Raw genomic sequence first — 24,672 nt, forward strand, 5'->3', positions numbered from 1 at the left:
GAATTTGGGATAAGAATTGATAAATTCTTATCCCAAATTCGCGTAATTGGAGATAATTATGATAGAAAATACTGAACTATTGAAAGAGTTTGTGGTTAAATGTTTAGAAGAAAAAAAAGCAGAAGATATAATAGTAATAGATATAAGACAAAAAACTACATTAGCTGAATATATTATTTTTGCAAGCGGGCGTTCAACTAAAAATGTTGGAGCAATTGCTGAATATTTAGCTTTAGAGTTAAAACATCAAGCTAATATCGATACTAATATTGAAGGACTTGGAACATCTGAATGGGTATTAATAGATGCTGGAAATATATTAGTTAATATTTTCTATCCAGAAACTAGAGAATATTTTAAGTTGGAAGAGATGTGGAGCAAAAAATAAATTAAAAATATTAGATTTTTTACTGAAAACTACTTAGTGTATTTAAAAAATAATGTATTAATACTTCTAGGGAAAAGGTGTAAATGGAAGAGCATATTCTTATCAATATTATAATTTTAATAGGAACAGCTGTATTTGTTGTAGCAATACTGAAACGCCTTAATCTAAGCCCAGTTTTGGGTTATTTAATTGCAGGAGCGGTAATTGGAGACCATGGATTTAAGATTGTAACATATGATCAAACAAAATTACTAGGAGAATTAGGAGTAGTTTTTTTACTTTTTGCTATAGGTTTAGAATTATCTTTTGAAAGATTAAAGGTAATGAGGCGGTATGTATTTGGTCTTGGCTCACTACAAGTGTTAACTACAGCTATAGTAATTGCTGCCGCTGTTGTACTAATCAGCGGTAATAGTAGTGCTGCAATTATTATTGGAGGTGGTCTTGCTTTATCCTCAACTGCCCTTGTTATGCAAGTTATTGAGGAAAGCCGTAGCCAATCAACTCAACTAGGTCGTATATCCCTAGCTATCTTGTTATTACAAGATTTAGCAGTTGTGCCATTGCTAGTTATGGTACCACTGTTTGCTAGCAATAGTAAAGATTCGTTAGCGATAGCTCTAGGAACAGCTTTACTTAAGGCTATCATAGCACTACTTGCAATATTTGTTGCAGGTAGAGTGTTACTAAGACCTTTATTTGGGTTAATTTCATCGGACAATGGCGATATAAACGAGCTACCAATTTCCATGACTCTATTGGTAGTTCTATCTGCAGCTTGGGCCACGCAATATTTTGGTTTATCACTTGCTTTAGGAGCTTTTGTTGCAGGTGTTTTGGTTGCAGAAACAGAATTTCGGTTGCAAGCTGAAGAAAGTATATACCCTTTCAAAAGCTTATTGCTAGGACTATTTTTTATGAGCGTTGGAATGAATATTGACGCTCAAGAAATATACGCTCAAATATCAACTATACTAACTTGTTCTATTGCCTTGATTGTAGTAAAAGCACTAATTATTGCCGCCTCTTGCATTTTATTTGGTTTTAATAAAGGAGTAGCATTGCATGCAGGTTTATTATTATCACAAGGTGGAGAATTTGCTTTTATCTTATTCGGTCTTGGTAAAGAAACTCAGGTTATTAGAGAGAGTACGGCTAATATTCTGTTATTAGTGGTGACATGTACTATGGCACTAACTCCATTACTGGCAATTTTAGGAAGAAAACTTGCTGAAAGACTTGATAAACAACTTGGCAAGACTCCAATACAAATTATAGAACTTGGAGCAAGAGATTTAACAAATCATATAATAATTGCCGGTTTTGGTAGCGTTGGTAGAATGGTAGCATTAGTACTGGAAGCTGAAGGAATCAATTATATAGCACTAGATGTTAATGACGAGATTGTAAAAGCAGAAACAGCTAATGGCTTTCCAGTTTTTAAAGGAGATGTATCACAGATTGATACGCTAAAAGCTGTGGGAGCAGAAAGGATTTTAACTCTAGTACTTACAATGAATAATAGTGTTACTATCAAAAAATCTCTTCGAACAATTTCAAGTCATTTTCCAGATCTTGAAGTTATTGTAAGATTAAAGAATCTAGAAAAGGCTAGAGAATTTTATGATGCTGGAGCAACAACAATCATACCAGAAAATTATGAGACGGGGTTACAGCTTGGTGGAACAATTTTAAAATTTATTGGCCTTAGTGAATATGAAATAAATCGTATCAAAGGGCAATTTAGATCAGGTAATTATGTAATAGCTAAACGAGATGATGCTTTGCGTGAATTAGAAGAGAATGATTAAAAATAACCATGGCAATCAAGTTACTAAAGCAACAGTCATATATTTTGATTATAATCTTGACCATTACACCTTTACTAACGACAGCTGATAATCAGAAATTGCCGATACCTAGATTTGCCTCAATAAAGGCTAATGAGGTAAATGCTAGAGTTGGTCCTTCGATAAAAACACCTATAGAATGGGTATTTGTTAAAAAAGGTGAACCAATAGAAATTATTGCAGAATATGAACAATGGAGGCAAATTCGTGATATAAAAGGAGAAGGAGGCTGGGTACATTCAAGTGTATTGTCCGGTAAAAGATCGGTGATTGTGGTAAGTGCCAAGTTAGTAGCTCTGACTCGAGCAGCTAATGATCAACATAAAATTGTTGCAAGAGTAAGTAATTATGTCCGTTGCCTACTTAATAAATGCAAACAAGATTATTGTCAGGTGTGCTGCAAGAATTATACTGGATGGCTACCTAAAACAGTATTGTGGGGAGTATATAAGGATGAATAATATATACTCTTGCCTCTACTGCAAATCCTTGCTCTGTGTCTAGGTTCTTATATCTTAATTAGATTTTAGTGTGACTAGGTTAGGACTCTAGTCACATTACAATTTTTTTCAAAAGGGGTCAAAAGCATATTGCAATCTACACTTTAAAATTATTCAGGCAAGATTCTCCCAAAGATTATTAAATTGACATCTATACAAATGTATGATAAGGATTGGTTTATAACAATTCTTATGTCACTTTTGGTTCTAAAATCATCCACTAGGCTGAGCCATTCTTCGATTTTAGTGCATTTTGTGAACATATCAAACGGTGGACGTAGCATAAAGTCTAGCTTTCCGTCTTTGTACTAGTACAAATAAATTTATACAAAAATGTCAACCCCATCTTCCTTTCTTTGGTCAGTTATAAAGCCATATAAGTATTTATATTTTATCATGATGATTGCGCCATGTGCACATGGTGTATATCCAATTATATATAATTATGCTATAAAGCTATTAATTGATTTGTTTACTCAAAATCAAAATATTACTTTTGAACAAAGTTGGAAACCAATAACGATATTTATAAGCTCCCAAATTATCCTTGATGGTGCATGGCGAATGCATAATTTTGCTCAATTAAAATGTATGCCATATATTTTACAAAATATATTAAATAAAGTTTGCACACATTGCTTTAAATTATCATATACTTTTTTTCAACATAACCTTTCCGGTTCAATTGTTGCGAAAGTAAAAGGAATTGGTGATAACTATTTTAAAATGCATCAAGCACTTGAATTGCAGCTAAGTAAACCATTGTTTATTACGTTATTTTCTGGTATTGCATTAGGTCTGACCAATATAAAAATACTTTTTTTTGTTCTAGCATTTAGCTTTATATATGCACCAATGGCATTTAAATTTTTTACCAAGCTTGCCAAAATGGAGCAGGAAAAGCAAGACTCATGGTATTATTTATTTGGAACTGTAGCAGATTGTATTACTAACATTTTTACAGTTTTTGCTTTTGCTACTCAGCAGCGTGAGTTACACAAAATACAACACTATTATGATAATATACATAACCCATTAATTATCAAATATTATAGATACGATTTAATTATATCTATAATATTGTGTTTATTTTATTGGGTATTTTTAATCTCACTATTTTGTTATGTCATTTATATGAAAAATAATAATGAGATTTCAATTGGTGATATTGCTTTTGTTATGTCACTTACTTTTTTATTTACTGAAAATAGTTGGCAAACTACAATGGAAATAAAAGATTTCCTAGAGGATGTTGCTGCTTTTCGCTCTGCTTTTACAATTATGCAAATCCCACAAAATACAATTGATACTCCTTCTGTAACTAACTTAACGATTACCAAAGGTGATATTGTATTTCAGAATTTATCTTTTGGTTATAACAACACTAATTGTGTATTTAAGGATTTAAATCTTAATATCAAAGCTGGTCAAAAAATTGGAATTGTTGGACATTCTGGTGGTGGGAAATCAACATTAATATCTTTATTACTCAAAAATTTTCAAATAACAACCGGGGATATTATTATTGATAATCAAAGTATCTATAATGTATCTTGTGAGAGTCTACGTAGTCAAATATCTCTAATTCCACAAGATATTATGCTCTTTCATCGTTCTATTGGAGAAAATATTGGGTATGCTAAAGAAAATACAACACAAGCTGAGATAGAAAGTGCAGCACTGGCAGCCAATCTTCATGAGTTTATTGAAACCCTACCTGAGAAATATAATACCCTTGTGGGCGAAAGAGGAATTAAACTAAGTGGAGGTCAACGTCAACGTATAGCAATTGCCAGGGCTATTCTTAAAAATGCCCCGATTTTAATTCTGGATGAAGCGACTTCTTCACTTGACAGTCAAACCGAACTAGAAATTCAAAAATCTATAAACACACTACTTGAAAAAAATAATGCAACTGTAATTGCCATAGCTCATCGTCTGTCAACAATAAGACATTTAGATAGAATTGTTGTGATAGAAAACGGCCAAATTGTTGAAGATGGAAATTTTGTAGAACTACTTGCAATGCCAAATGGTAGATTCAAAGAACTTTGGGAGCATCAAGTAAACGGTATGGTAATTTAGGTTTTTACTTCAGATGTGACAAATGATTTGGAAAATTGGAAATGATACTTACAAGGTCAAAAATGATGTCATTCCCCACGGGGAATGCTATCTAGGCTTTTTACTAATTAGGAATAGGAGTTTATGGATAAAAATTTAAAACAAACTAGTTTTTTATTTGGTAGTAATGCTGTTTTTATAGAAGAGCTATATCAGCTATATTTATCAGATCATAAAGCAGTTGATGAAAGCTGGCAAAACTATTTCCAAAATATTGAGAATAATAATAGTTACCAAGTTAATAAAACTATTGCTCATGTTATTACTTCACCTCAAGAAAAGCCTTTACCGTATGTTACGGAATTTTCTGCTACAGCTAACAAGCTCAGAGCAAAAGCAATGATTGCCCGCTACCGTAATTATGGACATTATTTAGTTAAGCTAGATCCCTTGAATCTTGAAGTTCTTAAGACTAAAAATGAGTTGAGACTTAATATAGAAGATTTTGGTTTTACCACAGATCATTTGAATAATATTATAGAAATTGATGATGAATTTTTTGGAATAAAAGCATGTTCACTTAAGGAATTGGTTAATTTGCTTGATCAAACTTATACTAAAGATATTGCCGTAGAATTTGCTCATGTGACCAATGAAGATGAGAAAACTTGGTTTTTTGAGCAGATAGAAAGTAATGTTCAAGCTTTTAATATATTGGAACAAGATAAGAAGGATATACTAAAAGATTTAGTAGAAATTGAAGGATTTGAACAATATCTACATACCAAATTTCCTGGAGCAAAACGCTTTTCAGTAGAAGGTGGAGAGGCAGCCGTAGTGGCTATAGATAAAGCTATAGATATGTCTACTGTCCATGGACTAGAAGATGTAGTAATAGGTATGGCTCACCGAGGAAGACTTAGCACATTGGCCAAGGTAATGACTAAACCTTATAAAGCTATTTTGTCTGGATTTATAACAGGTAGTATCTTGCCGACTGATTTAGGTATTTCAGGTGATGTGAAGTATCATATTGGCTATTCATCAGATCAGATAAGAGAGGGGTTTAAGGTGCATCTTTCTATGGCAGATAATCCATCACATTTAGAAGCGGTGAATCCGGTAGTAGCTGGTAAAGTACGAGCAAAACAGGATAGCATCCAAGATACTAATCGTAAGAAAGTAATGGGTATTTTGGTTCATGGCGATAGTGCTTTTTGTGGTCAAGGTGTAGTAGCTGAGAGTTTATTTATGTCGGATCTAAAGCCTTATAATGTTGGCGGGATTATTCACTTTGTCATTAATAATCAGCTTGGATTTACAGCGAATAGTTATGACACTAGGCCAGGTAGATATTCTACTGAGTTTGCTAAGATAATTAATAGTCCAATTCTACATGTAAATGGTGATGATATTGAAGCAGTGATCAAGGCTACCAATATTGCAGTGAATTACCGATATAAATTTGCTAGAGACATAGTCGTTGAGATCATTTGTTATCGTAAATATGGTCATAATGAAGGTGATGAACCTATGTATACTCAAGCTGTTATGTATAATGTAATAAAAAATAAGCAATCCCCGGCAACTATTTTTGCAAATAAACTAGTAGCAGGTGGAATAATTGACCAAAATTATTTTCCTACATTAAAAGAACAATTTAAACTGAAATTAGATCAAGAATATGAACAAGCCAAAAATTATCAGCCACAAGCTCAGTTTTTGGAAGGTTTATGGTCTAGTTATACTAGGTCAAATGCTCAAATGCTCTCTACTGGTGTTAACAAAGACACCTTAAAAGAACTTGGTATAAAGCTTTGTCAGATACCAAAAGATTTTCCTTTAAATCCCAAACTTGTAAAATTATTTGAATTAAGAGAAAATACTTTAAAGCAAGATAAACCTATTGACTGGGCAACTGCAGAACAGTTAGCCTTTGCCAGTTTATTAAATTCAGGTACTAGAATACGTTTTACTGGTCAAGATTGTGGGCGTGGCACTTTCTCTCACCGTCATGCAGTGTTACATAGTCAGGTGGATGATAGAACTTATACACCATTAAATAATTTATCGCAAAACCAAGGAAATTTTGGGCAAGCAAATTTTGAAATTGCTGACAGTAATTTATCTGAATATGCAGTTTTAGGTTTTGAGTATGGTTATTCATTAGTTAATCCAAAAGATTTAGTAATTTGGGAAGCTCAATTTGGCGATTTTGCTAACGGAGCTCAAATAATTTTCGACCAATTCATTTCCAGTAGTGAAAGCAAATGGCTCAGGATGAGCGGTATAGTAGTGCTACTACCACATGGATCTGAAGGACAAGGTCCAGAGCATAGCTCTGCAAGACTCGAGAGGTTCTTGCAGCTTGCTGCTGAAAATAATATGCAAGTTACATATCCTACGACGCCAGCTTCATTTTTTCATTTATTACGTCGTCAAATATACAGTAATATTCGTAAACCACTAATAGTAATGTCACCAAAATCTTTATTAAGACATAAAATGGTTGTATCACCTCTCTCCCAGCTTGATGAGAATACGAGCTTTATACCTGTGCTAGACGAAATTAATGATGCTATAAATGCCAAGGAAGTAAAACGAATTATATTATGTAGTGGTAAAGTCTACTATGATTTATTAGAAAAAAGAGAAGAAAAGAATATTTTAGATATAGTGATTATTAGACTTGAACAGTTATATCCGTTTGAAACGGATATTATCGTTAAAATATTAGGTAAATATAATAAAGCTAAAGAGTTTATTTGGTGTCAAGAAGAACCTAAAAATATGGGGGCGTGGAATTTTGTTAAAGATCACTTAAATGAGAGCCTAAAAAATGCATCAATTAATAATCAATTTATATATGTTGGTAGGAATGAGTCTGCTTCACCAGCAGTTGGCTCACCGATCATACATAATGAGCAACAGAAAAAATTGCTTGAAGAAGCCTTGATAATTAAGGGATAGAGTTAAGTTGGAAATGTCAGCATAATTATTTAACTTACCTTACGCATAACCACCATGGTAATTTAAAAATTGCAGAATAAGTACAAGAGTCATTGCGAGACCACGTAGTGGTCGTGGCAATCCACATTTATTAGATTGCTTCGTCGCTACTAAAGTAGCTCCTCGCAATGACGCCGGGCTGTTTTCTCCCTTATGATTTTTAAATGCCACGCGTAAGGTGAATTATTTAATTATTCAAATCTAATGCACCTAAAGCCAAGATTAAGCCAACGTAATTATTATTTTTAAACCTAGTAAGACAATTTTGTGGGTCTGAGATTTCTAATGTTACTACCTGCCAAATCAGCATTATATAAGCACAGAGAATAGCTATATAGTTAGGTCGATGGGTTGCTATAATGTTAGCAAATATGAATAATAATATGAAGATGGTATAGTAAACATATAAATGTAATTTATAATTTCTCTTTTCTAAAAAAAGTGGCATTGACTTGATCTTAATCTTCTTATCGTCCTTTATATCCATAAAACCATAAATAGTGTCATAACCAATAATCCAAAAACAGCAGGCAATATACATAATACCCGATTCTATTGATATTTTATCAATTACAGCACTACTGCCAATCAATACTCCATTAAATGTTAGTCCTAGAAATACTTGCGGAAAGTTTATCATTCTTTTCATTAGCGGATATAAAACAATCATGATAAAGCTAAGAAACCCTAGGCAAATCGCTGTTTTATTTAATGATAATAAAATTGTCAAGGAACAGACTGATAATATAGTTAGCAAAATCATCGCTTCATTTACATTTAATGATCCATTAGCTAGTGGTCTATCCTTTGTTCTTAAAACATGCTTATCAAAATCTTTATCAAAAATATCGTTAAGAACGCAACCAGCTCCCCTAGTAATGATACTTCCGATAAAAAACAATGATAATAATTTTACTAAATTATAAATTGCAATATTGGTAAGAAGTACCCCAAAGCATGTTGAGAAAAATAGTAACAGATAGCCAGTAGGACTTTGCAGTCTCATTAATTTAAGGCTCAGAAAAAATTTATTTGGCATTGCTATAGTTATGATATATTTTGAATTAATTTAACTAGGTCTGTGAACATTTCCATTTAATGGTCTTATCGATCGTTATTTTCGTTCTCGAATTCGTAACGGAATTTAGTACTGCTTTCGGTTCTTGCTTAGCGAAAATGCCTATAAATCTACTCAACATAGAAATATTCAAAAAATCTAATATAAAATACTTAGTGGGGTCAAATATTATGATATATTCTAACCATTAATTCGATAAATGCACTAGACCTTTTGCATAATTCTACTTCTGCTGGTAATTTGTGCGTCGGGACTAGACTCGAATCCTCACGTACGTTTGAGTACGCTGCGGTTTGAGATTCCGGTCCTCCTACAAATTCCCTAGCAGAAGTGAATTCTGTAAGAGGTCTACTTTTGAAGTGGCTGACACGAATATATTTTAACAATCAACCCCAAATTCGGGATAAGAATTAGTTAATTATTATCCCGAATTCGCGTAACTAGGATAGTCTTATTATGATAGAATTTCTAAAAAATTATAGCTTTATTGAAAGCGAAAGAAAATGGCAAAAATTTTGGCAGGAACAAAAAATTTATCTTTGGGATAAAAATGATACGAGAGAAAATAGTTTTGTAGTAGATACGCCACCACCAACAGTCTCAGGACATTTGCATATAGGACATGTTTACAGTTATACTCAAGCTGATTTTATTGTCCGTTTCCAACGGATGCTGGGTAAAAATATTTTTTATCCAATCGGTTTTGATGATAATGGTTTACCTACCGAACGTTTAGTTGAAAAACAAAAACAACTCAGAGCAGCCAGTATGGCAAGAGATGAATTTATTGAGATATGTAAGGAAGTTGTTATTTCTGAGGAAGAGAAATTCCGCTCATTATTTAATCAAATGGCTTTATCTGTTGATTGGACTTTGGAATACCAAACAATTAATCCATTATCACAAAAAATATCACAAATGTCATTTTTAGACTTAGTCGACAAAGGCGAAATTTACCGTAATAATCAACCAATGTTGTGGGATCCAGTTGATCAAACGGCTTTATCTCAAGCTGACATTGAAGACCAAGAAAAAACTACAATGATGAATGATATAATTTTTCATACCAGCAAGGGTGAGAAGATTATTATTGCTACCACTAGACCAGAAATGCTACCAGCTTGTGTTGCAGTATTTTACAATCCAAATGATGATAGATACCAACAACTGAAAGACCAATTTGCCATAACACCGCTATTTGATGTTAAAGTACCTATTCTAGCGGATGATTTAGTTCAAATAGATAAAGGAAGTGGACTTGTGATGTGCTGTACTTTTGGTGACACAACCGATATAACTTGGTGGAGAACTCACAATTTACCTATGAAAATTATTATAGATAAAAAAGGTATCATAAATATCCCGACTGAATTATCAAATTCACATCAGTTAAATGGTTTAAAAATAAAAGATGCTAGAAGTAAAATTATAGAAATCTTAAAAGAGCAAGACCTATTAGTTAGACAAATAGAAATTACTCAAACAGTAAAATGTGCTGAACGTTCAGGCTCACCGCTAGAGATACTTACGCTACCTCAGTGGTTTGTTCGCACGATAAAACATAAAGATGTTCTAATGCAACGTGCATGTGAGCTGAATTGGCATCCAAAAACTATGAAAATTAAGCTTGAGAACTGGATAAATAGCATATCATGGGATTGGTGTATAAGTCGTCAACGCTATTTTGGTGTACCTTTCCCTGTTTGGTATTCTAAAAGAATTGGCGAAATAGGCAAACCCCTATTTCCAGATATCAAACAACTGCCAGTAGACCCTCTTCGAGACCTACCAATTGGCTATTCTAGAGAAGAAGTAGAACCGGATTACGATGTTATGGATACTTGGGCTACCAGTGCAGTATCACCACAATTAAGTAGTCATGGTATCTCTGAAAAGTTTAACGTAGATATCGAGCGTCATAAAAAATTATTTCCTGCTGACCTACATCCGCAAGCTCATGAAATCATTAGGACATGGGCCTTTTATACAATACTTAAAGCCCAATTACATGAGAATACCCTACCTTGGAAAAACATTATGATTAGCGGGTGGTGTCTAGCGTTTGATCGTAGCAAAATGTCAAAATCTAAAGGCAATGTTATTGTGCCACAAAAATTGCTTGAGCAATACGGTGCTGATGTAACACGTTATTGGACTTCTAAATCTAAGCTTGGGGCAGACACTGTTTACTCTGAAGACGTAATGAAAAATGGCAAGAGGCTTGTTAATAAATTATGGAACGCTGCTAAATTTGCTACTATTCACTTCGATAAATTAGACTCACTAGATAAAAATGCTGAAATATCTGATATAGAAAGCAAGATTTGTCATAAGTTTGACCAGTGGTTAATAGTTAAACTAGTTGAGTTAGTAAGCAAAGTTGAATCAGATATGCAAAATTATGAGTATGCCAATGCTGTGGATTTGATAGAAAAGTTTTTTTGGTCAGTATTTTGTGATAATTACCTCGAGATAACTAAAACCCGAGCTTATAATATGGATGGTTCAGATAATAAAGGGCAGTATAGTGCCATAATAACCTTATATCATTCTATAAAAATCTTACTTAAATTATTAGCTCCTTTCCTTCCACATATAACAGAAGAAATTTGGCAAATTTTGTATAGTACAAAATCTATACATACAAGGGGCAACTGGTCTCAAATCAAAAATTTATCTTTTCCGGTAGATCAGATTCAGCCTGATAGACTTATTGAAATACTAGACTTGGTTAGGAAAGCTAAAGCAGAAAAGAATTTGTCAGTCAAAGCTGATATTGAGATACTAGAAATTATAGGAGAAAAACTTTCTGATGACCTAATAATAGATCTCAAAAACGTTACGTCTGCTCGCACCATAGAATTTGTTGAACAATTTTCATCAACAAATCAAGTATTAAAGAATGGCGATGTTGTAATTAATGTAATATATACTCAAATGCTTTGAAAAATTGATAAATCAATTTCTAAGTTTTTAGAGTTTAACACAAATAAAATTAGTATAGTTAGCTTTTAGTGAGATTAAACAAAATGACTACCATTATCTACCTAATAGGTAAACTAGGGACTGGCAAGTATACTATAGCAAAGGAAATAGCAAAAGCTGGCTACAGCATATGTGACAACCAACATATCAATAATCCTATTTTCTCACTTCTAAATTATGATGGGTTGACTCCCATTCCAGAATTTGCTTGGGATACAATTAAACATATACGAGATGGTATTTTTAATTTTCTAAGCCAAGAAACTTATAATAACTATGTTCTTACTAATTGTCTCTATGAGATTGATGGTGATCATAAGCTTTTTAATCAAGTACAACAGCTAGCATCGAACCGTAAGTCAACATTTATTCCTGTAAAATTATTGATTTCAGAAGAAGAAAATATTATGAGAATTCAACAACTAGATAGGCTGCTTCGTTACAAATCAATCGATATACAAGATGTTTATCCAAAATATCCTTTGATTCAAATTTCTCATCCTAATTTATTTGAGCTTGATGTTACACTCCTTCCTGCTAGTGAGGCTGCAAAGAAAATTTTGCAGCATGTTAGGTTATACGCGAATTCGGGATAAGAATTAACTAATTCTTATCCCGAATTGGGGTGTTATATACTCAAATACTTTGAAGAATTGATAAATCAATTTACAAGTTTGGTGTGTAATATTTTAGCCTTCCCTACGATATTATATAATTTATTTTTTGCTTTTATTTATTACGATACAAAATTTTATTTGTTACAATATAAATTTTATGATAACCTAAATATCAGGAAACTTTAAAAGGTTACGGGGGCATAGTTTATGACTACAAATCAAACAGGACAAAACAAAGTTCTTTGCCTTTCAGGTGGTGGGGTAAAAGGAATAGCTGAGTTAGTTGTACTAGCGAAAATAGAAGAAATAACCCAGCAACCTATATCTAAATTATTTAATATTATTTCTGGCACTAGTGTTGGAGGATTAATTGCAGCCTTATTAACAATTCCTAAAGAAGAAGGATCAACAGAACCTCGTTATTCAGCTAAAGAAGCTTTAGAATTATTTGAAAACACTGCTCCTGAAATCTTCCCTCAAAGCTGGTTTAACTGGGGAATAATAAAACACAAATATAGTCAAGAACCTTTGAAGAAAATGCTAGAAAAGCATTTAGGGGATAATAGATTGGATGATAGTCTATGCCGTCTTATTATACCAGTTGCTGATTTGAATGAAGGAAAGAATAGTATGAAGATTTTTGATAGTCATGATCAACATAGTCCACATGTTAGAACAAAGGACGTGCTTCTTGCAACTACAGCAGCACCAACCTATTTTAAAGCTGTTGTTAATAAAGAGGCCGTAAAAGATTATGATTATGCTGCGGGTAAGCCTTATGCTTTTGCCGATGGTGGTCTTGGTGCTAATCGTCCAGCTGCTACAGTGCTACAGGTGCTTAAAGAAGGGCTTAGTTATCATGAACAAGCAGACATTATGGAACGCACTATGATTTGTTCTATCAATTTTGGAAAAGGTGAGCAAACAAAAGCCCAAATACCATCACCTAATTTTGATGGAGCATTAGGGTGGTTGCTTAACGGCTTAATTGATACACTTATGAAAAACGACGAGGAAGCTGACGTAAATGAGGTTAGGTTAGATCTAACAGGTGAAGGACAAAATACAGAGATATGGCTGCCTATCCCAAAAGAATGTAAAAACTTAGACGATTCTAGCCAAAATAATATAACAAAGTTAAAGCTAGTCGCTGAGCAATATTTAGAAAATAATTCCAAGTTAGTACAAGATCTGTGTGATAGGTTAAAAGCTGATTGGAATGATAATCTTGAGCAATCTGAAATCTCAAATGCACTGGTAAGTTCTGAGGTTAATGATGAAGGGTATGAAAATGATAGCATCTCAGAATCTGATATAACTTCTACAAAACCTAGAGTCACTGCAATGATAAATACTGAAGTTAGTGATGAAGGGTATGAAAGTGATAGCAACTCAGACTATTCTGATATAGTGGTGGCTACTGCAGAACCTGAAGTCTTAAATGCAATGGTAAGTAATGAATTAGAATCTAGTAGTACTATAGTGACTAATGGAGAAACAGATTTTGCTGTAAGTAGTGAGAAATTTACAACAACACTTCAGTGGATTAAAGAATTATATGCAAAGGATTCCAAATGTGCATTAGAATATTTAGAATATGTTAATAATGTATCTCCTGAAGAGTTAGATCTTACTACAATTGCATCACTACCTGAAGAAGTACAGAAAACCGTTCAATGGATTGTAGGGTTAGATACAGAAAGTCGTTCAGAGCTATTAGAAAATATTAAGTCATTAATAATTAGTACCTCTCATGATTATAAGGATAATATTTATTGTGTTCAAGAAGTGACTAAACTTGAGGGACAGGATACACTATACGAGCATGCTGACGACTTAGTTGACTGTTATTAGAAAGTAAAAAATGCATTACTTTGCCAGTCGATCGACTTTTAAATTTCTCTGATTGCAGACTTTAAGCTTTTGTTGTATGTTACATAAAAAACTCTAAAGAACAATGGCAATATCTATTAAAGAACTTGAAGAAATTATACGTTATAGTTTTCCAAATGCCAAAATAAAAATTGTTGATTTAGCTGGAGATCAGGATCACTATTCCTTAGAAATACAAGATGATGCTTTTCTTGGAATTAGTCTAATTAATCAGCATAAGATGGTAAAAAAAGCTTTAGCAGAAATACTGAATAATAATAAATTACATGCTATCACCATAAAAACTACCAGTTCTCCATTAAATATAGTCAAATAATCATACACCTGCATTCCCAACATTGGGGTAGTTATTGTTCTATACTACTATCATAAGCAAAAGTTAGTGTTACAGTTGTGCCTATGCCTATTTTACTTTGTATATCAAATTTACCTCTCATTAGTTCAACCAACTTTCGAGTGAGTGGTAAACCAAGACCAGTCCCTTGATATTTTCTGCCAACGGCACTATCAATTTGACCAAATGTTGAGAGTACTTTTGGAATATCTTTCTCATCAATTCCTATACCAGTATCTATAACTTGCACATAAACTAGTCCTTGAGATTCATTCTTTTCAGCATGAATTGTTATAGAACCTAATGCGTTGGTGAATTTTATAGAATTAGATAAAAGGTTAAAAAATACTTGTTTAAGCCTTTTAGGATCTGCTTTTATAATAATATGATCTTTTGGTAGTTTTTCAATTAATGCTACATTCGCTTGGTCAGCTCTTGGTTGCATTATCCTTATAGTAGAAGTAATTAATTTATTTAGGTCTAACTCTACAAAATCAACTAATAGCTTGTCAGCAGATGCTTTTGACAAGTCTAATATATCGGTTATTATACCTAGTAAATGCTTGCCTGCGTTATGAATATCTTTTACATAAGCATCATGTTCCTTATTGTAAGGTGTAGACATCATAATTTCTGAAAAACCTATAATAGCATTTAGAGGGGTACGCAGCTCATGACTAACATTGGCAAAAAATTTAGTATGAGCAGAACTTTCATTTCTAACCTTAGTTACTGCTTCCTCTAATGCTTTATTAGCCTCAAATTGTCGGTCTATAATTTTTTGTGCATAATTTGTGTTACTCATAACTATAACTAAAAATATTACCAAAATGATAACAAAAGTTAATAATACTTTTCTTTCAAGCTCTATAATACTTGACCATAAACTAGTAATATTGGTATGTATCTCTAATACACCATCAACAGGATAGTTCAATGGATCACGGTTTATTATTGGGATATAACTTGTTATACAAGATGCTTTCTTTACCTCCCCTGATATATGTAACATGGCTCTAGGAATTAATAGATGAGTTGTTATCCCTTTAAAAGCTTTGTTAAAGGCTTGTTCTATACTCAATTCTTTTAAAAAATATCTATCAATTTTGGTAATAATTTTTTGATACAGAGTATCTTCAGGAAAATTCATGTGACTTGTTACTTGAATTGGCGAACTAGTTATAATTTTATTACCTTGTAGATCATACAAAGAAATATATGCATTAAGATTAACAAAAATATCAACTGAAGTAGTTGCAAACTTAATAAAATCTGTATCTTGTAATAAATTTATATAACCAAATTCATGTATCTTATCTACAGCAGTTCTATTCCTATCCCAAACATTTTTTGTATAAACATCAGCTATTTTAATATTTGTTTCTCCGACTTGCTTTAAAATCATTTCTTCAATAATGAAGTAACGATAGTAAATCATATTTACAATAATGTTTATAAATAAGCCAATGGATGACAGTCTAATAATATATTTATTTTGAATCATTAGGTTTGCACATATATTACTTACACATATAGACACAGGACAATATTAAAGTCATAACTAATAGCTGATATTTCCTTTGTAACCTTATCATTCCTAATCACGCGAATTCGCATAGGCGTCAACTTAAGAATCTAGCATGTCATTGCGAGGAGACCATAAGGTCAACGAAGCAATCTATATGACAAGTTTCATGGATTGCCACGCTCACGTACGTTCGCTCGCTAATAGACGGTTTTTTAACTTTCAACAGTTATGCCCAATTACCCTACCCATTGTATACTGCTCGTAAATGAAGAGTTGGTAGACGATAGTATAACTTCAAGAAGAGCTAGGCAGTAGCAAAGTCGAGCTGCTAGGCGTACATGAGTAACGGAGCAGCTTCGATCTTTGGTCGCGGGAACGCCAATTCTTGAAGTTCTACCTGAGTATACCCTTTATTTTTTCAATTCATTACTACTTTTATTAGTCAAGATTAATCCCATAATTAAATCATAAGCTCTAGCAAATTGATAATCTTTTTTATAAAGATCAGATAATTGTTCTAGAGTATTTTTTGGTTTGGTATTTTTTGTAATATCATTTGTTTTCTTAATAAGTTCTTTATTTTTATCTGTAGTATCTACTTTTTTATCATCGTTTTTATTATTATCGTTTTTTAGATAATTCTTTAGAGAAGATTCAGAAAATCTCACATCTGTTGATTTTGTTTCGGGATACTCAACTTTTGCCATCTCAACCACTATGTCAGGTTCAATACCCTCTGCTTGAATTGAACGACCACTAGGAGTGTAATATTTAGCTGTTGTAAGCTTTATAGCAGCTCTAGGACTAATTGTAGCAAAGCTTTGTACGGACCCTTTACCAAAAGATTTTGTTCCAAGTATTACTGCTCTTTTATGATCTTGCAATGCACCAGCTACGATTTCTGCAGCTGAAGCAGATCCAACATTAATAAGAGCAACAATAGGGACAGATGGTGCTTTTTCTGCAAATTTATTACTAGTCAATACTGAGTTACTATTTTTGCTTCTGCCTTTGGTAGTAACGATTACCCCAGAATCAATAAAATATTCGCTAACCGCAACAGCCTGATCTAACAGACCACCACCATTATTACGTAGGTCTAAGATAATACCTTTTAGACCATTTTTACTTTCATTTTTTAAAGTTTTTATAGATTTTTTTAATTCTGAAATAGTATGTTCATTAAAACTCCCTATCCTTACGTAAGCGATATTATTTCTTTCTAAATGGGCTTTTACTGGTGTAATTGTAACTATTTCTCTAGTAAGTTCAATTTCCTTTGGCTTACTTTCACCTTCCGTGATTACCAATAATTTTACCTTTGCCCCTGGTTCTCCACGCATCTCTCTGACCGCTTTATTAAATCCTAAATTTGATACAAACTCATCATTAACCCCCACAATATAGTCTCCAGCTTTTATACCTGCCCTATAAGCGGGTAGATCATCAATAGGGGAAATGACTTTGATAGCACTATTGTCATATTGCACTTCAACACCAATACCTCCAAATTCTCCTTTAGTGTGGTCAAGAAAATATTCTAGATCCTCATCAGTAATGTAGTTAGAATGAGGATCTAGCGAAGTTAACATGCCATCTATAGCTGCATCAGTCATTTTTTGTTTTTCAGGTTCTTGGACATAGTCTCTATTAACACGTTCAAAGATATCTTGGAATTGTTTTAAATAAGCTGAATCTGGTAATTCTTTCTTCTTTACTTCTTCAGCAAATGTTATATTAGAAAAAATGATAGAACTTGATAATAATATTGTAATTAAACGTAAGAACATAGTACTCCTGTAATTTATAAGTAGTTGGTAGATGATGCAATTTTAAATATCTAGATTATTTATAATAGTATCCATTTTAATTAAAGCCTGATCATAAATAAACTGGAAACGTTTTTCTGGTTTCTTGCCCATAAGATTGTCTACCATCTTAGCAATATTATCAAAATCATCTATAGTAACTTTTAAAAGTGACCTATTTTTTGGATTCATTGTTGTTTCTTTTAACTGAGCTGGCATCATTTCCCCCAGTCCCTTAAATCTACCAATGTCTATTTTAGCTTTACTATTTTTTAATAATCTAGCAGTTAAATCAGTCTTTTGTTGATCATTTACTGCATAGTAAGTTTTATTAGACTGTGTTAGTCGATAAAGTGGTGGTTTTGCAATATATAAATGACCCGATGATACTAGCTTTGGCATACGAAGGTAAAAAAACGTCATTAACAGTGAGGCGATGTGAGCTCCGTCAACATCAGCATCTGTCATAATTATTATTTTTTCATAACGTAAATTTTCTTCTCGGTAATTTTTAAGACTACCGCATGCTAGTGCTACTTCTAGATCTTGAATTTCTTGATTATTAGTAATCTTTTCTAGAGTTGCATTGGCAACATTTAGGATTTTGCCCCGAAGGGGCAAAATAGCTTGTGTTTCTCGATCTCTTGCCTGCTTAGCTGATCCTCCAGCTGAATCTCCCTCAACCAAAAATAGCTCCGTCCCATTAGGAGACGTTCTTGTACAATCGGCTAATTTACCTGGTAGTCGCAATTTTTGTGTAGCAGTTTTACGTAAGGTATTTTTTTCATTACGCTTATTTATTCGGAATTCAGCAATATTGACTATATGCTCAACTAATTGGTTTGCGGCTACTTTATTACTGCTCAACCAATGATCAAAATGATCCTTAATAATGTTTTCTACTATTTTATTAACCCCTGGTGAAACCAATTTTTCTTTTGTTTGTCCTTGAAATATTGGATCCTGGATAAATATAGAGAGAACAATAGAAGAAGTTTCAAGAATATCTTCAATAGTAAGTATAGTTGTTTTTTTATTACCTATCATTTCGCCGTATATTTTTAAGCCGCGAAGTAATGCATTACGCAAACCTTGTTCATGAGTTCCGCCAAGGGGGGTGGGAATAGTGTTACAATATGATTGTATGAAGGGTTGGTATTCATTTTTATGCCACGCAATTGCCCATTCCACTTTTACGTGATCTTGGTCCCAGTCAATATTACCACAAAAAATCTCTCCACTAACTAAATCGTCATGATTTATTTTTGATATTAAATAATCCTTCAAACCATTTGGAAAATGGATCAGAGCTGTTGTCGGTACATCACTTTTAGTCTCAATCTCACATTGCCACTCTATCGTTACTCCCCTGTACAAATAGGCCTTTGATTTAGCTAATTCGTATATTTTTTTAGGAGAGAAACATGATTTTTCACCAAAAATTTCTGGGTCAGGATGAAAATTTATAGATGTTCCCTTTAATTTTTTTGCAACATCTTCACTTTCTAAATCATTCAATTTATGCCCTTTAGAATAAGATTGCTTAAATAATTTACCCTGCTTGTACACTTTAACTTCTAAATAGTCTGATAAAGCATTAACAACAGAAATACCAACTCCGTGTAATCCACCTGCTGTTTGGTATACATTATTCGCAAATTTACCTCCCGAGTGGAGCTGAGTTAGAATCACCTCCAAAGCAGATTTTTCAGGAAATTTGGGGTGATTATCGACAGGAATTCCTCTACCATTATCAGAAATAGTGATACTGTTATCCACATGCATTTTTATGGTTATAATGTTAGCAAAACCAGCAACAGCTTCATCCATAGCATTATCCAGTACTTCCGAAACAAGATGATGCATAGCATTTTCGTCTGTTCCGCCAATATACATACCAGGACGCTTGCGTACGGGTTCAAGCCCTTCTAATACTTCAATATCTTTTGCAGTATATGAATTATTAATTTTAGGCTTTTTATCATTAAAACTAAATAGATCAGACATATTATGGTATTAACTTACAAGTTTTTCCAAATCATTCGAGTATACTCAGGTAGAACTTCAAGAATTAAGGTCGTCGTGTCAAAGGCACAACTGTTGAAAGTTTACAAATACCTATACCACAGCGTCATTGCGAGGAGACCGTAGATCGACGAAGCAATCTATATGACAAGCTTTATGGATTGCCATGCTCACGTACGTTCGCTCGCAATGACGGTTTAAGCCTTACCACAGCACTTCGCGATGACGATTTTTTAACTTTCAACAGTTGTGCCCTGAAGACGACAACGCAATTCTTGATTTTCATCGAGTATATATACTATTTTGAAAGATAGAGGAAAGCAAGCAAACATACAGCAACTGCCTGAAATATAACCCGTAGCGACATTAATTTTGAGCTAAATCTTTTATCAAATTTTCCACCAATAGCCATAGATACAATCCCTATCACTAAGACTAATGTAGTCAAGCTTAAAGCAATTAATGTATATATCATTAAAATTCCTCGAAAGAGTTATTATAACCTATTAACAAATAATATAAAATCCGAAAATTAATTATCTTTCGTTCAAGAGATTTATTGCATCTATACAGGCAAATGTGGCAATTTTTGTTATCTCACTTGCCGATGATCCCATTTGTACTATTTGTACCGGATATTCAAAACCATTAATTATTGGTCCTATAAAAACACCTCCAGCTAATTCTTGCAGCAGTTGTGTTGATATTGCAGCCGAATGTAGACCGGGCATAATTAATACATTAGCAGAACCTGATAGCCTACAAAACTTATATGAATTACGATTAGGGTTCAGAGCAACATTAGCTGACATTTCACCATCATATTCAAAATCTAGACTCATACTATCTAAAATTCTAACAGCTTCCCGTACTCTATTTGCCTTTTCCCTCATTGGATTACCAAAAGTTGAGAAAGAAAGTAGTGCAACCTTTGGCGTCATTCCCATATTTTTTGCTATATTAGCAGTCTGCAAGGTTATTTCTACAATGTCCTGCTCATTTGGCAGTTCAGCCACACTATTATCAGCAATAATTATATTATGCTCCTTGGCAATCAGAATGGAATAGCCTAAAATTCTGTTATTTTCTTTGGCTTCCATTACCTTCATAATATCCTCTAAGCTACTATAATAGCTCTTTGTAACACCAGTAACCATACAATCAGCATCGCCACAAGCTACCATGATAGCCGAGAATATATTTCTATCACTTTTAACTAGTCTAGCACAGTCACGGTATAAGTAACCTTTACGCTGTAACCGGCTATAAAGAGTATCTATATATTTATCAAGATTTTGGTTAATAGCAGCATTCATTATGGTAATACCATCTAAATCATAATTCATACCTATTCTATTTAAAACAGCAGATATTTTATCATATCTACCAACTAGGATAGGATGAGCATGCGAAGCATCCCGCATGCTCATAGCAGCTATGATTACCTCTTCCTCCTCACCTTCAGCAAAAACTATTCTTTGAGGTGTTGACTGTTGAATTCTCTCAAATAATAGATTCATGTAATGAGAGGTAGGATTTAACCTACTTTCCAGCTCCTTTGCATAATTCTTAACATCAAATTCGGTAATTTTAGCAACCCCACTATCTATAGCAGCTTTAGCTACCGCTACCGGAACAGTGGTAATTAATCTTGGATCAAATGGTACAGGAATTATGTAATCTGGACCAAAAACCATTTTTTTACCAGGATATGCTTTATAAACTTCATTCGGAACAGCTTGTCTTGCTAATTCAGCTAAAGAAGTTGCTGCCGCTATTTTCATTTCCTGATTAATAGTAGTAGCTCTAACATCTAAAGCTCCACGGAAAATATATGGAAATCCCATAACATTATTAATCTGATTATTATAATCAGAGCGTCCGGTAGCAATAATCGCATCGCTTCTAACTAGCTGTATATCCTCCGGAGTAATCTCTGGGTCTGGATTAGCCATGGCAAAAATGATAGGATTTGCAGCCATGCTAGCTACCATTTCTTTCGATACTGTTCCTTTAACGGATAAACCAAGGAATACATCGGCTGACTTCATAGCATCACTCAGAGTCCTGAGATCGGTCTCGACTGCATATAATTCTTTCCATTTGTTCATGCCTTCTTGCCGACCTTGGTAAACTACCCCAATTTTATCACATAGTATAACATTTTTTTTGTCCACACTAAGAGCAATTAGTAATTCAATGCAAGCAATTGCCGCTGCCCCTGCACCACTTATGACAATTTTTAGACTATCAAGTGAACGATTGGTAAGATAAGCTGCATTAATTAAACCTGCAGCAGCAATAATAGCCGTACCATGCTGATCATCATGAAAAACCGGTATCTGCATACAGCTTTTTAATTTTTCTTCAATTATAAAACATTCAGGAGATTTAATATCTTCTAAATTAATACCTCCAAAACTGTAATTAAGATATTTTACTGCATTAACAAACTCATCAGGGTCAGTCGTATCTATTTCAAGATCAATAGAATCAATATCAGCAAAGTTCTTGAATAAAACGGCTTTTCCTTCCATTACGGGTTTCGACGCAGCTGCCCCTATACTACCAAGACCAAGAACTGCCGTACCGTTAGTTATTACAGCAACTAAGTTGCCTCTAGCAGTATATTTATAAATATCATCTATATTTTTCGCAATTTCGAGACACGGAGCTGCTACCCCTGGCGAATAAGCCAAAGCCAAGTCATGTGCAGTATCCAAAGGCTTAGTTGCCGCAATAGCAATTTTGCCTGGCTTACCTTTTTGATGATATTCTAAGGCTTTGAGATAATTTATTTTATTCATTTCACCCATGATGTTATTCCTTCTTAATTACTGCAAGTGTTTATTAACCTCATTATTGGATTAAAATTAAAAATTTTAATCCAATAATGGCTAGAATATCAGAAAAATGCATTCTTGAAGCGGCTGGTACGAATGCATTTTAATCTATTATCGCTAATCATCTTATTTTTATACCAATAAAAATAAGATGATTAGCAAATGAAATATTTAACAATCAGGCGTGATAGCCGCTTTAAGCCTGATTGTTTACATTCTCATTCCAATTTCGGATTAATGAAATTAATCCGAAATTGAGTTTATTAGTTATATCATCCACATAAGAACTGACAATGATACTATTGAAAAAAGTGTTGTGAACGTAATGATTGATGCCATAGATTCCGGATCACCACCAAGCTGGCGTGATAGAACGTAAGCCGTGCTAGCACACGGCAGGCAGCTATACAGGACACCAACTGATTTAGCAGTACCAGTTATTGACATTAGTGACAACACAATTATTGTGACAACAGGAAAAGCCACTAACTTAACAAAACTAGTAAGCAATACATTTTGTAAAATAGCACCACGCATAAAAAATTTGAGACTTGCCCCAACATTTAGCATACCTATAGCTAAAGCAGAGTTGGACAAGCTAGATAAGGTTTTTTTTATACCAAGATGTAATTCTAAACCAGAATAATTAAAAAGAAATCCAATTATACTAGCTATAATCAAGGGATTTTGTACTATCAATTTAAGTATCAATATAAAGCTAGCTTTAGGCGACTTAGCTACTGAACTATCAGGGATATAACGTGCAAAAATCATTACTGATATGATATTAGTAAAAATGATCATATAGGATGAAATCACAGATACTATAGCAAGTCCCTCCTGACCCAAAAGAGGACTACTAACACCAAAAAAGATATAACTATTAAAACGTATTGCACCTTGGAAAGTTGAAGTAAACTGAACCTTGTCAAAATTGGTTTTCTTCTGATAAATAATTAAAGCCAAAGAAATAATAGAGGTGGAGATGATTAATGCAAATACCAGTTTTATTATAGACGATGCATTTAAATCGGCTGCAGATATATTATTAAAAAGCATAATAGGGAAAAGAAAAAAATATGATAATTTCTCTAATCCTCGCCAAAATTCTTCAGAAGTCAACCATTTCCTTTTGATAATACTACCAAACAAGGGAATCAACAAAACAGGTAATGTACTAGAGAAGATTTCGTTCATCAGTTTACAATTATCCCAATTACCAATTGCTAGACAATTAGCAATTGGCTGTAAATATATGTTATACCCCAATTCAGGATAAGAATTGACAAATTCTTATGCCGAATTCGCGTGTTACTCGATAATCAAGTTTTTCCTTAACCGTCATAGCAAGGCTCTTTAGATGCCGTGGCGATCTAGGTAAACAGCGAAGCTGTTTTTTTAGAGTAACGCTTCGCGTATCCTAGATTGCCGCGTCGCCGCCTTCAGCGGCTTCTCGCTAATAGACGTATTTTTTAATAATTCTAAAAAACTTGATTATCGCGTGTTACGATTAAAATTTTACTTCGCATAATATCAGAGTTTGATTGCAAATCAAGACGTATACTCATCCTGATTTGAGTATACATCAAATTTCTTGATTATTTTGCTTAAATCTTATAGAACTCATAGGGAAGTCTAATGAAGGTTCTAAGATGAGGGAGCTATTTTTATTGTATGTACCTAAATTAATTATATATAAAATACTTAGTGGAATCAAATATTCTGATATACTCTAGAATAGAAAATCAAG

17 protein-coding genes are annotated in these 24,672 nt (G+C 33.4%); 9 read left to right on the forward strand and 8 right to left on the reverse strand.

What is annotated here, in order from left to right:
- Window positions 1-58 precede the first annotated feature (58 nt).
- The 5 genes from rsfS (at window position 59) to AAGD53_RS06990 (ending at window position 7,772) form a co-directional block, all read left to right on the forward strand.
- Window positions 59-388 (forward strand): ribosome silencing factor, encoded by a 330-nt coding sequence (gene rsfS / locus AAGD53_RS06970; RefSeq protein ID WP_341761869.1) that lies wholly within the window; start codon window positions 59-61, stop codon window positions 386-388.
- A gap of 83 nt (window positions 389-471) precedes the next feature.
- Window positions 472-2,199 carry a cation:proton antiporter gene (locus AAGD53_RS06975; protein WP_341762694.1) on the forward strand — a complete coding sequence of 576 codons (1,728 nt, stop codon included), beginning with the start codon at window positions 472-474 and terminating at the stop codon, window positions 2,197-2,199.
- Between the two features lie 8 nt (window positions 2,200-2,207).
- Complete coding sequence (locus tag AAGD53_RS06980) at window positions 2,208-2,699, forward strand: SH3 domain-containing protein (RefSeq protein WP_341762695.1); 492 nt, start codon at window positions 2,208-2,210, stop codon at window positions 2,697-2,699.
- Between the two features lie 438 nt (window positions 2,700-3,137).
- Window positions 3,138-4,823, forward strand: a complete 1,686-nt coding sequence (locus AAGD53_RS06985; RefSeq protein ID WP_341762696.1) for an ABC transporter ATP-binding protein — start codon at window positions 3,138-3,140, stop codon at window positions 4,821-4,823.
- A 123-nt stretch (window positions 4,824-4,946) separates the two neighbouring features.
- Complete coding sequence (locus AAGD53_RS06990) at window positions 4,947-7,772, forward strand: 2-oxoglutarate dehydrogenase E1 component (protein WP_341762697.1); 2,826 nt, start codon at window positions 4,947-4,949, stop codon at window positions 7,770-7,772.
- A 226-nt stretch (window positions 7,773-7,998) separates the two neighbouring features.
- On the opposite strand, the gene ubiA is transcribed toward AAGD53_RS06990, so the two are convergent.
- Window positions 7,999-8,856: a 4-hydroxybenzoate octaprenyltransferase gene (ubiA, locus tag AAGD53_RS06995; RefSeq protein WP_341763445.1), complete on the reverse strand. Its 858-nt coding sequence runs from the start codon at window positions 8,854-8,856 to the stop codon at window positions 7,999-8,001.
- Between the two features lie 194 nt (window positions 8,857-9,050).
- Entirely contained in the window at window positions 9,051-9,275 is a 225-nt protein-coding gene (locus AAGD53_RS07000) for a palindromic element RPE1 domain-containing protein (RefSeq protein WP_341762698.1), read from the reverse strand.
- A gap of 70 nt (window positions 9,276-9,345) precedes the next feature.
- Here AAGD53_RS07000 and AAGD53_RS07005 point away from each other — a divergent pair, with 70 nt between their 5' ends.
- From AAGD53_RS07005 to AAGD53_RS07020, 4 genes are all read left to right on the forward strand, one after another.
- Window positions 9,346-11,835, forward strand: coding sequence for a valine--tRNA ligase (locus AAGD53_RS07005; RefSeq protein WP_341762699.1), 2,490 nt, complete (start codon window positions 9,346-9,348; stop codon window positions 11,833-11,835).
- An 83-nt stretch (window positions 11,836-11,918) separates the two neighbouring features.
- Window positions 11,919-12,470 (forward strand): hypothetical protein, encoded by a 552-nt coding sequence (locus tag AAGD53_RS07010; protein WP_341762700.1) that lies wholly within the window; start codon window positions 11,919-11,921, stop codon window positions 12,468-12,470.
- A gap of 228 nt (window positions 12,471-12,698) precedes the next feature.
- On the forward strand, window positions 12,699-14,345 hold the full coding sequence (locus AAGD53_RS07015) for a patatin-like phospholipase family protein (RefSeq protein ID WP_341762701.1): 1,647 nt from the start codon (window positions 12,699-12,701) through the stop codon (window positions 14,343-14,345).
- 103 nt (window positions 14,346-14,448) lie between these two features.
- Entirely contained in the window at window positions 14,449-14,700 is a 252-nt protein-coding gene (locus tag AAGD53_RS07020; RefSeq protein ID WP_341751523.1) for a BolA/IbaG family iron-sulfur metabolism protein, read from the forward strand.
- A 31-nt stretch (window positions 14,701-14,731) separates the two neighbouring features.
- Here the strand turns inward: AAGD53_RS07020 and AAGD53_RS07025 are convergent, their stop codons facing one another.
- The 6 genes from AAGD53_RS07025 to AAGD53_RS07050 all read right to left on the reverse strand — a co-directional run bounded on the left by AAGD53_RS07025 (window position 14,732) and on the right by AAGD53_RS07050 (window position 24,119).
- Window positions 14,732-16,222 (reverse strand): sensor histidine kinase, encoded by a 1,491-nt coding sequence (locus AAGD53_RS07025; RefSeq protein ID WP_341762702.1) that lies wholly within the window; start codon window positions 16,220-16,222, stop codon window positions 14,732-14,734.
- A gap of 434 nt (window positions 16,223-16,656) precedes the next feature.
- Window positions 16,657-18,036: a S41 family peptidase gene (locus AAGD53_RS07030; protein WP_341762703.1), complete on the reverse strand. Its 1,380-nt coding sequence runs from the start codon at window positions 18,034-18,036 to the stop codon at window positions 16,657-16,659.
- A 42-nt stretch (window positions 18,037-18,078) separates the two neighbouring features.
- Window positions 18,079-20,061: a DNA topoisomerase IV subunit B gene (gene parE, locus AAGD53_RS07035; RefSeq protein ID WP_341762704.1), complete on the reverse strand. Its 1,983-nt coding sequence runs from the start codon at window positions 20,059-20,061 to the stop codon at window positions 18,079-18,081.
- Between the two features lie 316 nt (window positions 20,062-20,377).
- Window positions 20,378-20,554 (reverse strand): HIG1 domain-containing protein, encoded by a 177-nt coding sequence (locus AAGD53_RS07040; protein WP_341762705.1) that lies wholly within the window; start codon window positions 20,552-20,554, stop codon window positions 20,378-20,380.
- Window positions 20,555-20,615: 61 nt separating this feature from the next.
- Complete coding sequence (locus AAGD53_RS07045; protein WP_341762706.1) at window positions 20,616-22,895, reverse strand: NADP-dependent malic enzyme; 2,280 nt, start codon at window positions 22,893-22,895, stop codon at window positions 20,616-20,618.
- Between the two features lie 294 nt (window positions 22,896-23,189).
- Window positions 23,190-24,119 (reverse strand): AEC family transporter, encoded by a 930-nt coding sequence (locus AAGD53_RS07050; RefSeq protein WP_341747908.1) that lies wholly within the window; start codon window positions 24,117-24,119, stop codon window positions 23,190-23,192.
- Window positions 24,120-24,672 lie beyond the last annotated feature (553 nt).

The sequence above is a fragment of the Candidatus Tisiphia endosymbiont of Melanophora roralis genome (assembly GCF_964026575.1).
Lineage (GTDB): Bacteria > Pseudomonadota > Alphaproteobacteria > Rickettsiales > Rickettsiaceae > Tisiphia.

Coding starts and splice junctions, on each gene's coding strand:
- rsfS (WP_341761869.1), top strand. CDS start 59: ATGATAGAAAATACTGAACTATTGAAAGAGTTTGTGGTTAAATGTTTA.
- AAGD53_RS06975 (WP_341762694.1), top strand. CDS start 472: ATGGAAGAGCATATTCTTATCAATATTATAATTTTAATAGGAACAGCT.
- AAGD53_RS06980 (WP_341762695.1), top strand. CDS start 2,208: ATGGCAATCAAGTTACTAAAGCAACAGTCATATATTTTGATTATAATC.
- AAGD53_RS06985 (WP_341762696.1), top strand. CDS start 3,138: ATGATTGCGCCATGTGCACATGGTGTATATCCAATTATATATAATTAT.
- AAGD53_RS06990 (WP_341762697.1), top strand. CDS start 4,947: ATGGATAAAAATTTAAAACAAACTAGTTTTTTATTTGGTAGTAATGCT.
- AAGD53_RS07005 (WP_341762699.1), top strand. CDS start 9,346: ATGATAGAATTTCTAAAAAATTATAGCTTTATTGAAAGCGAAAGAAAA.
- AAGD53_RS07010 (WP_341762700.1), top strand. CDS start 11,919: ATGACTACCATTATCTACCTAATAGGTAAACTAGGGACTGGCAAGTAT.
- AAGD53_RS07015 (WP_341762701.1), top strand. CDS start 12,699: ATGACTACAAATCAAACAGGACAAAACAAAGTTCTTTGCCTTTCAGGT.
- AAGD53_RS07020 (WP_341751523.1), top strand. CDS start 14,449: ATGGCAATATCTATTAAAGAACTTGAAGAAATTATACGTTATAGTTTT.
- AAGD53_RS07025 (WP_341762702.1), bottom strand. CDS start 16,222: ATGATTCAAAATAAATATATTATTAGACTGTCATCCATTGGCTTATTT.
- AAGD53_RS07030 (WP_341762703.1), bottom strand. CDS start 18,036: ATGTTCTTACGTTTAATTACAATATTATTATCAAGTTCTATCATTTTT.
- parE (WP_341762704.1), bottom strand. CDS start 20,061: ATGTCTGATCTATTTAGTTTTAATGATAAAAAGCCTAAAATTAATAAT.
- AAGD53_RS07040 (WP_341762705.1), bottom strand. CDS start 20,554: ATGATATATACATTAATTGCTTTAAGCTTGACTACATTAGTCTTAGTG.
- AAGD53_RS07045 (WP_341762706.1), bottom strand. CDS start 22,895: ATGGGTGAAATGAATAAAATAAATTATCTCAAAGCCTTAGAATATCAT.
- AAGD53_RS07050 (WP_341747908.1), bottom strand. CDS start 24,119: ATGAACGAAATCTTCTCTAGTACATTACCTGTTTTGTTGATTCCCTTG.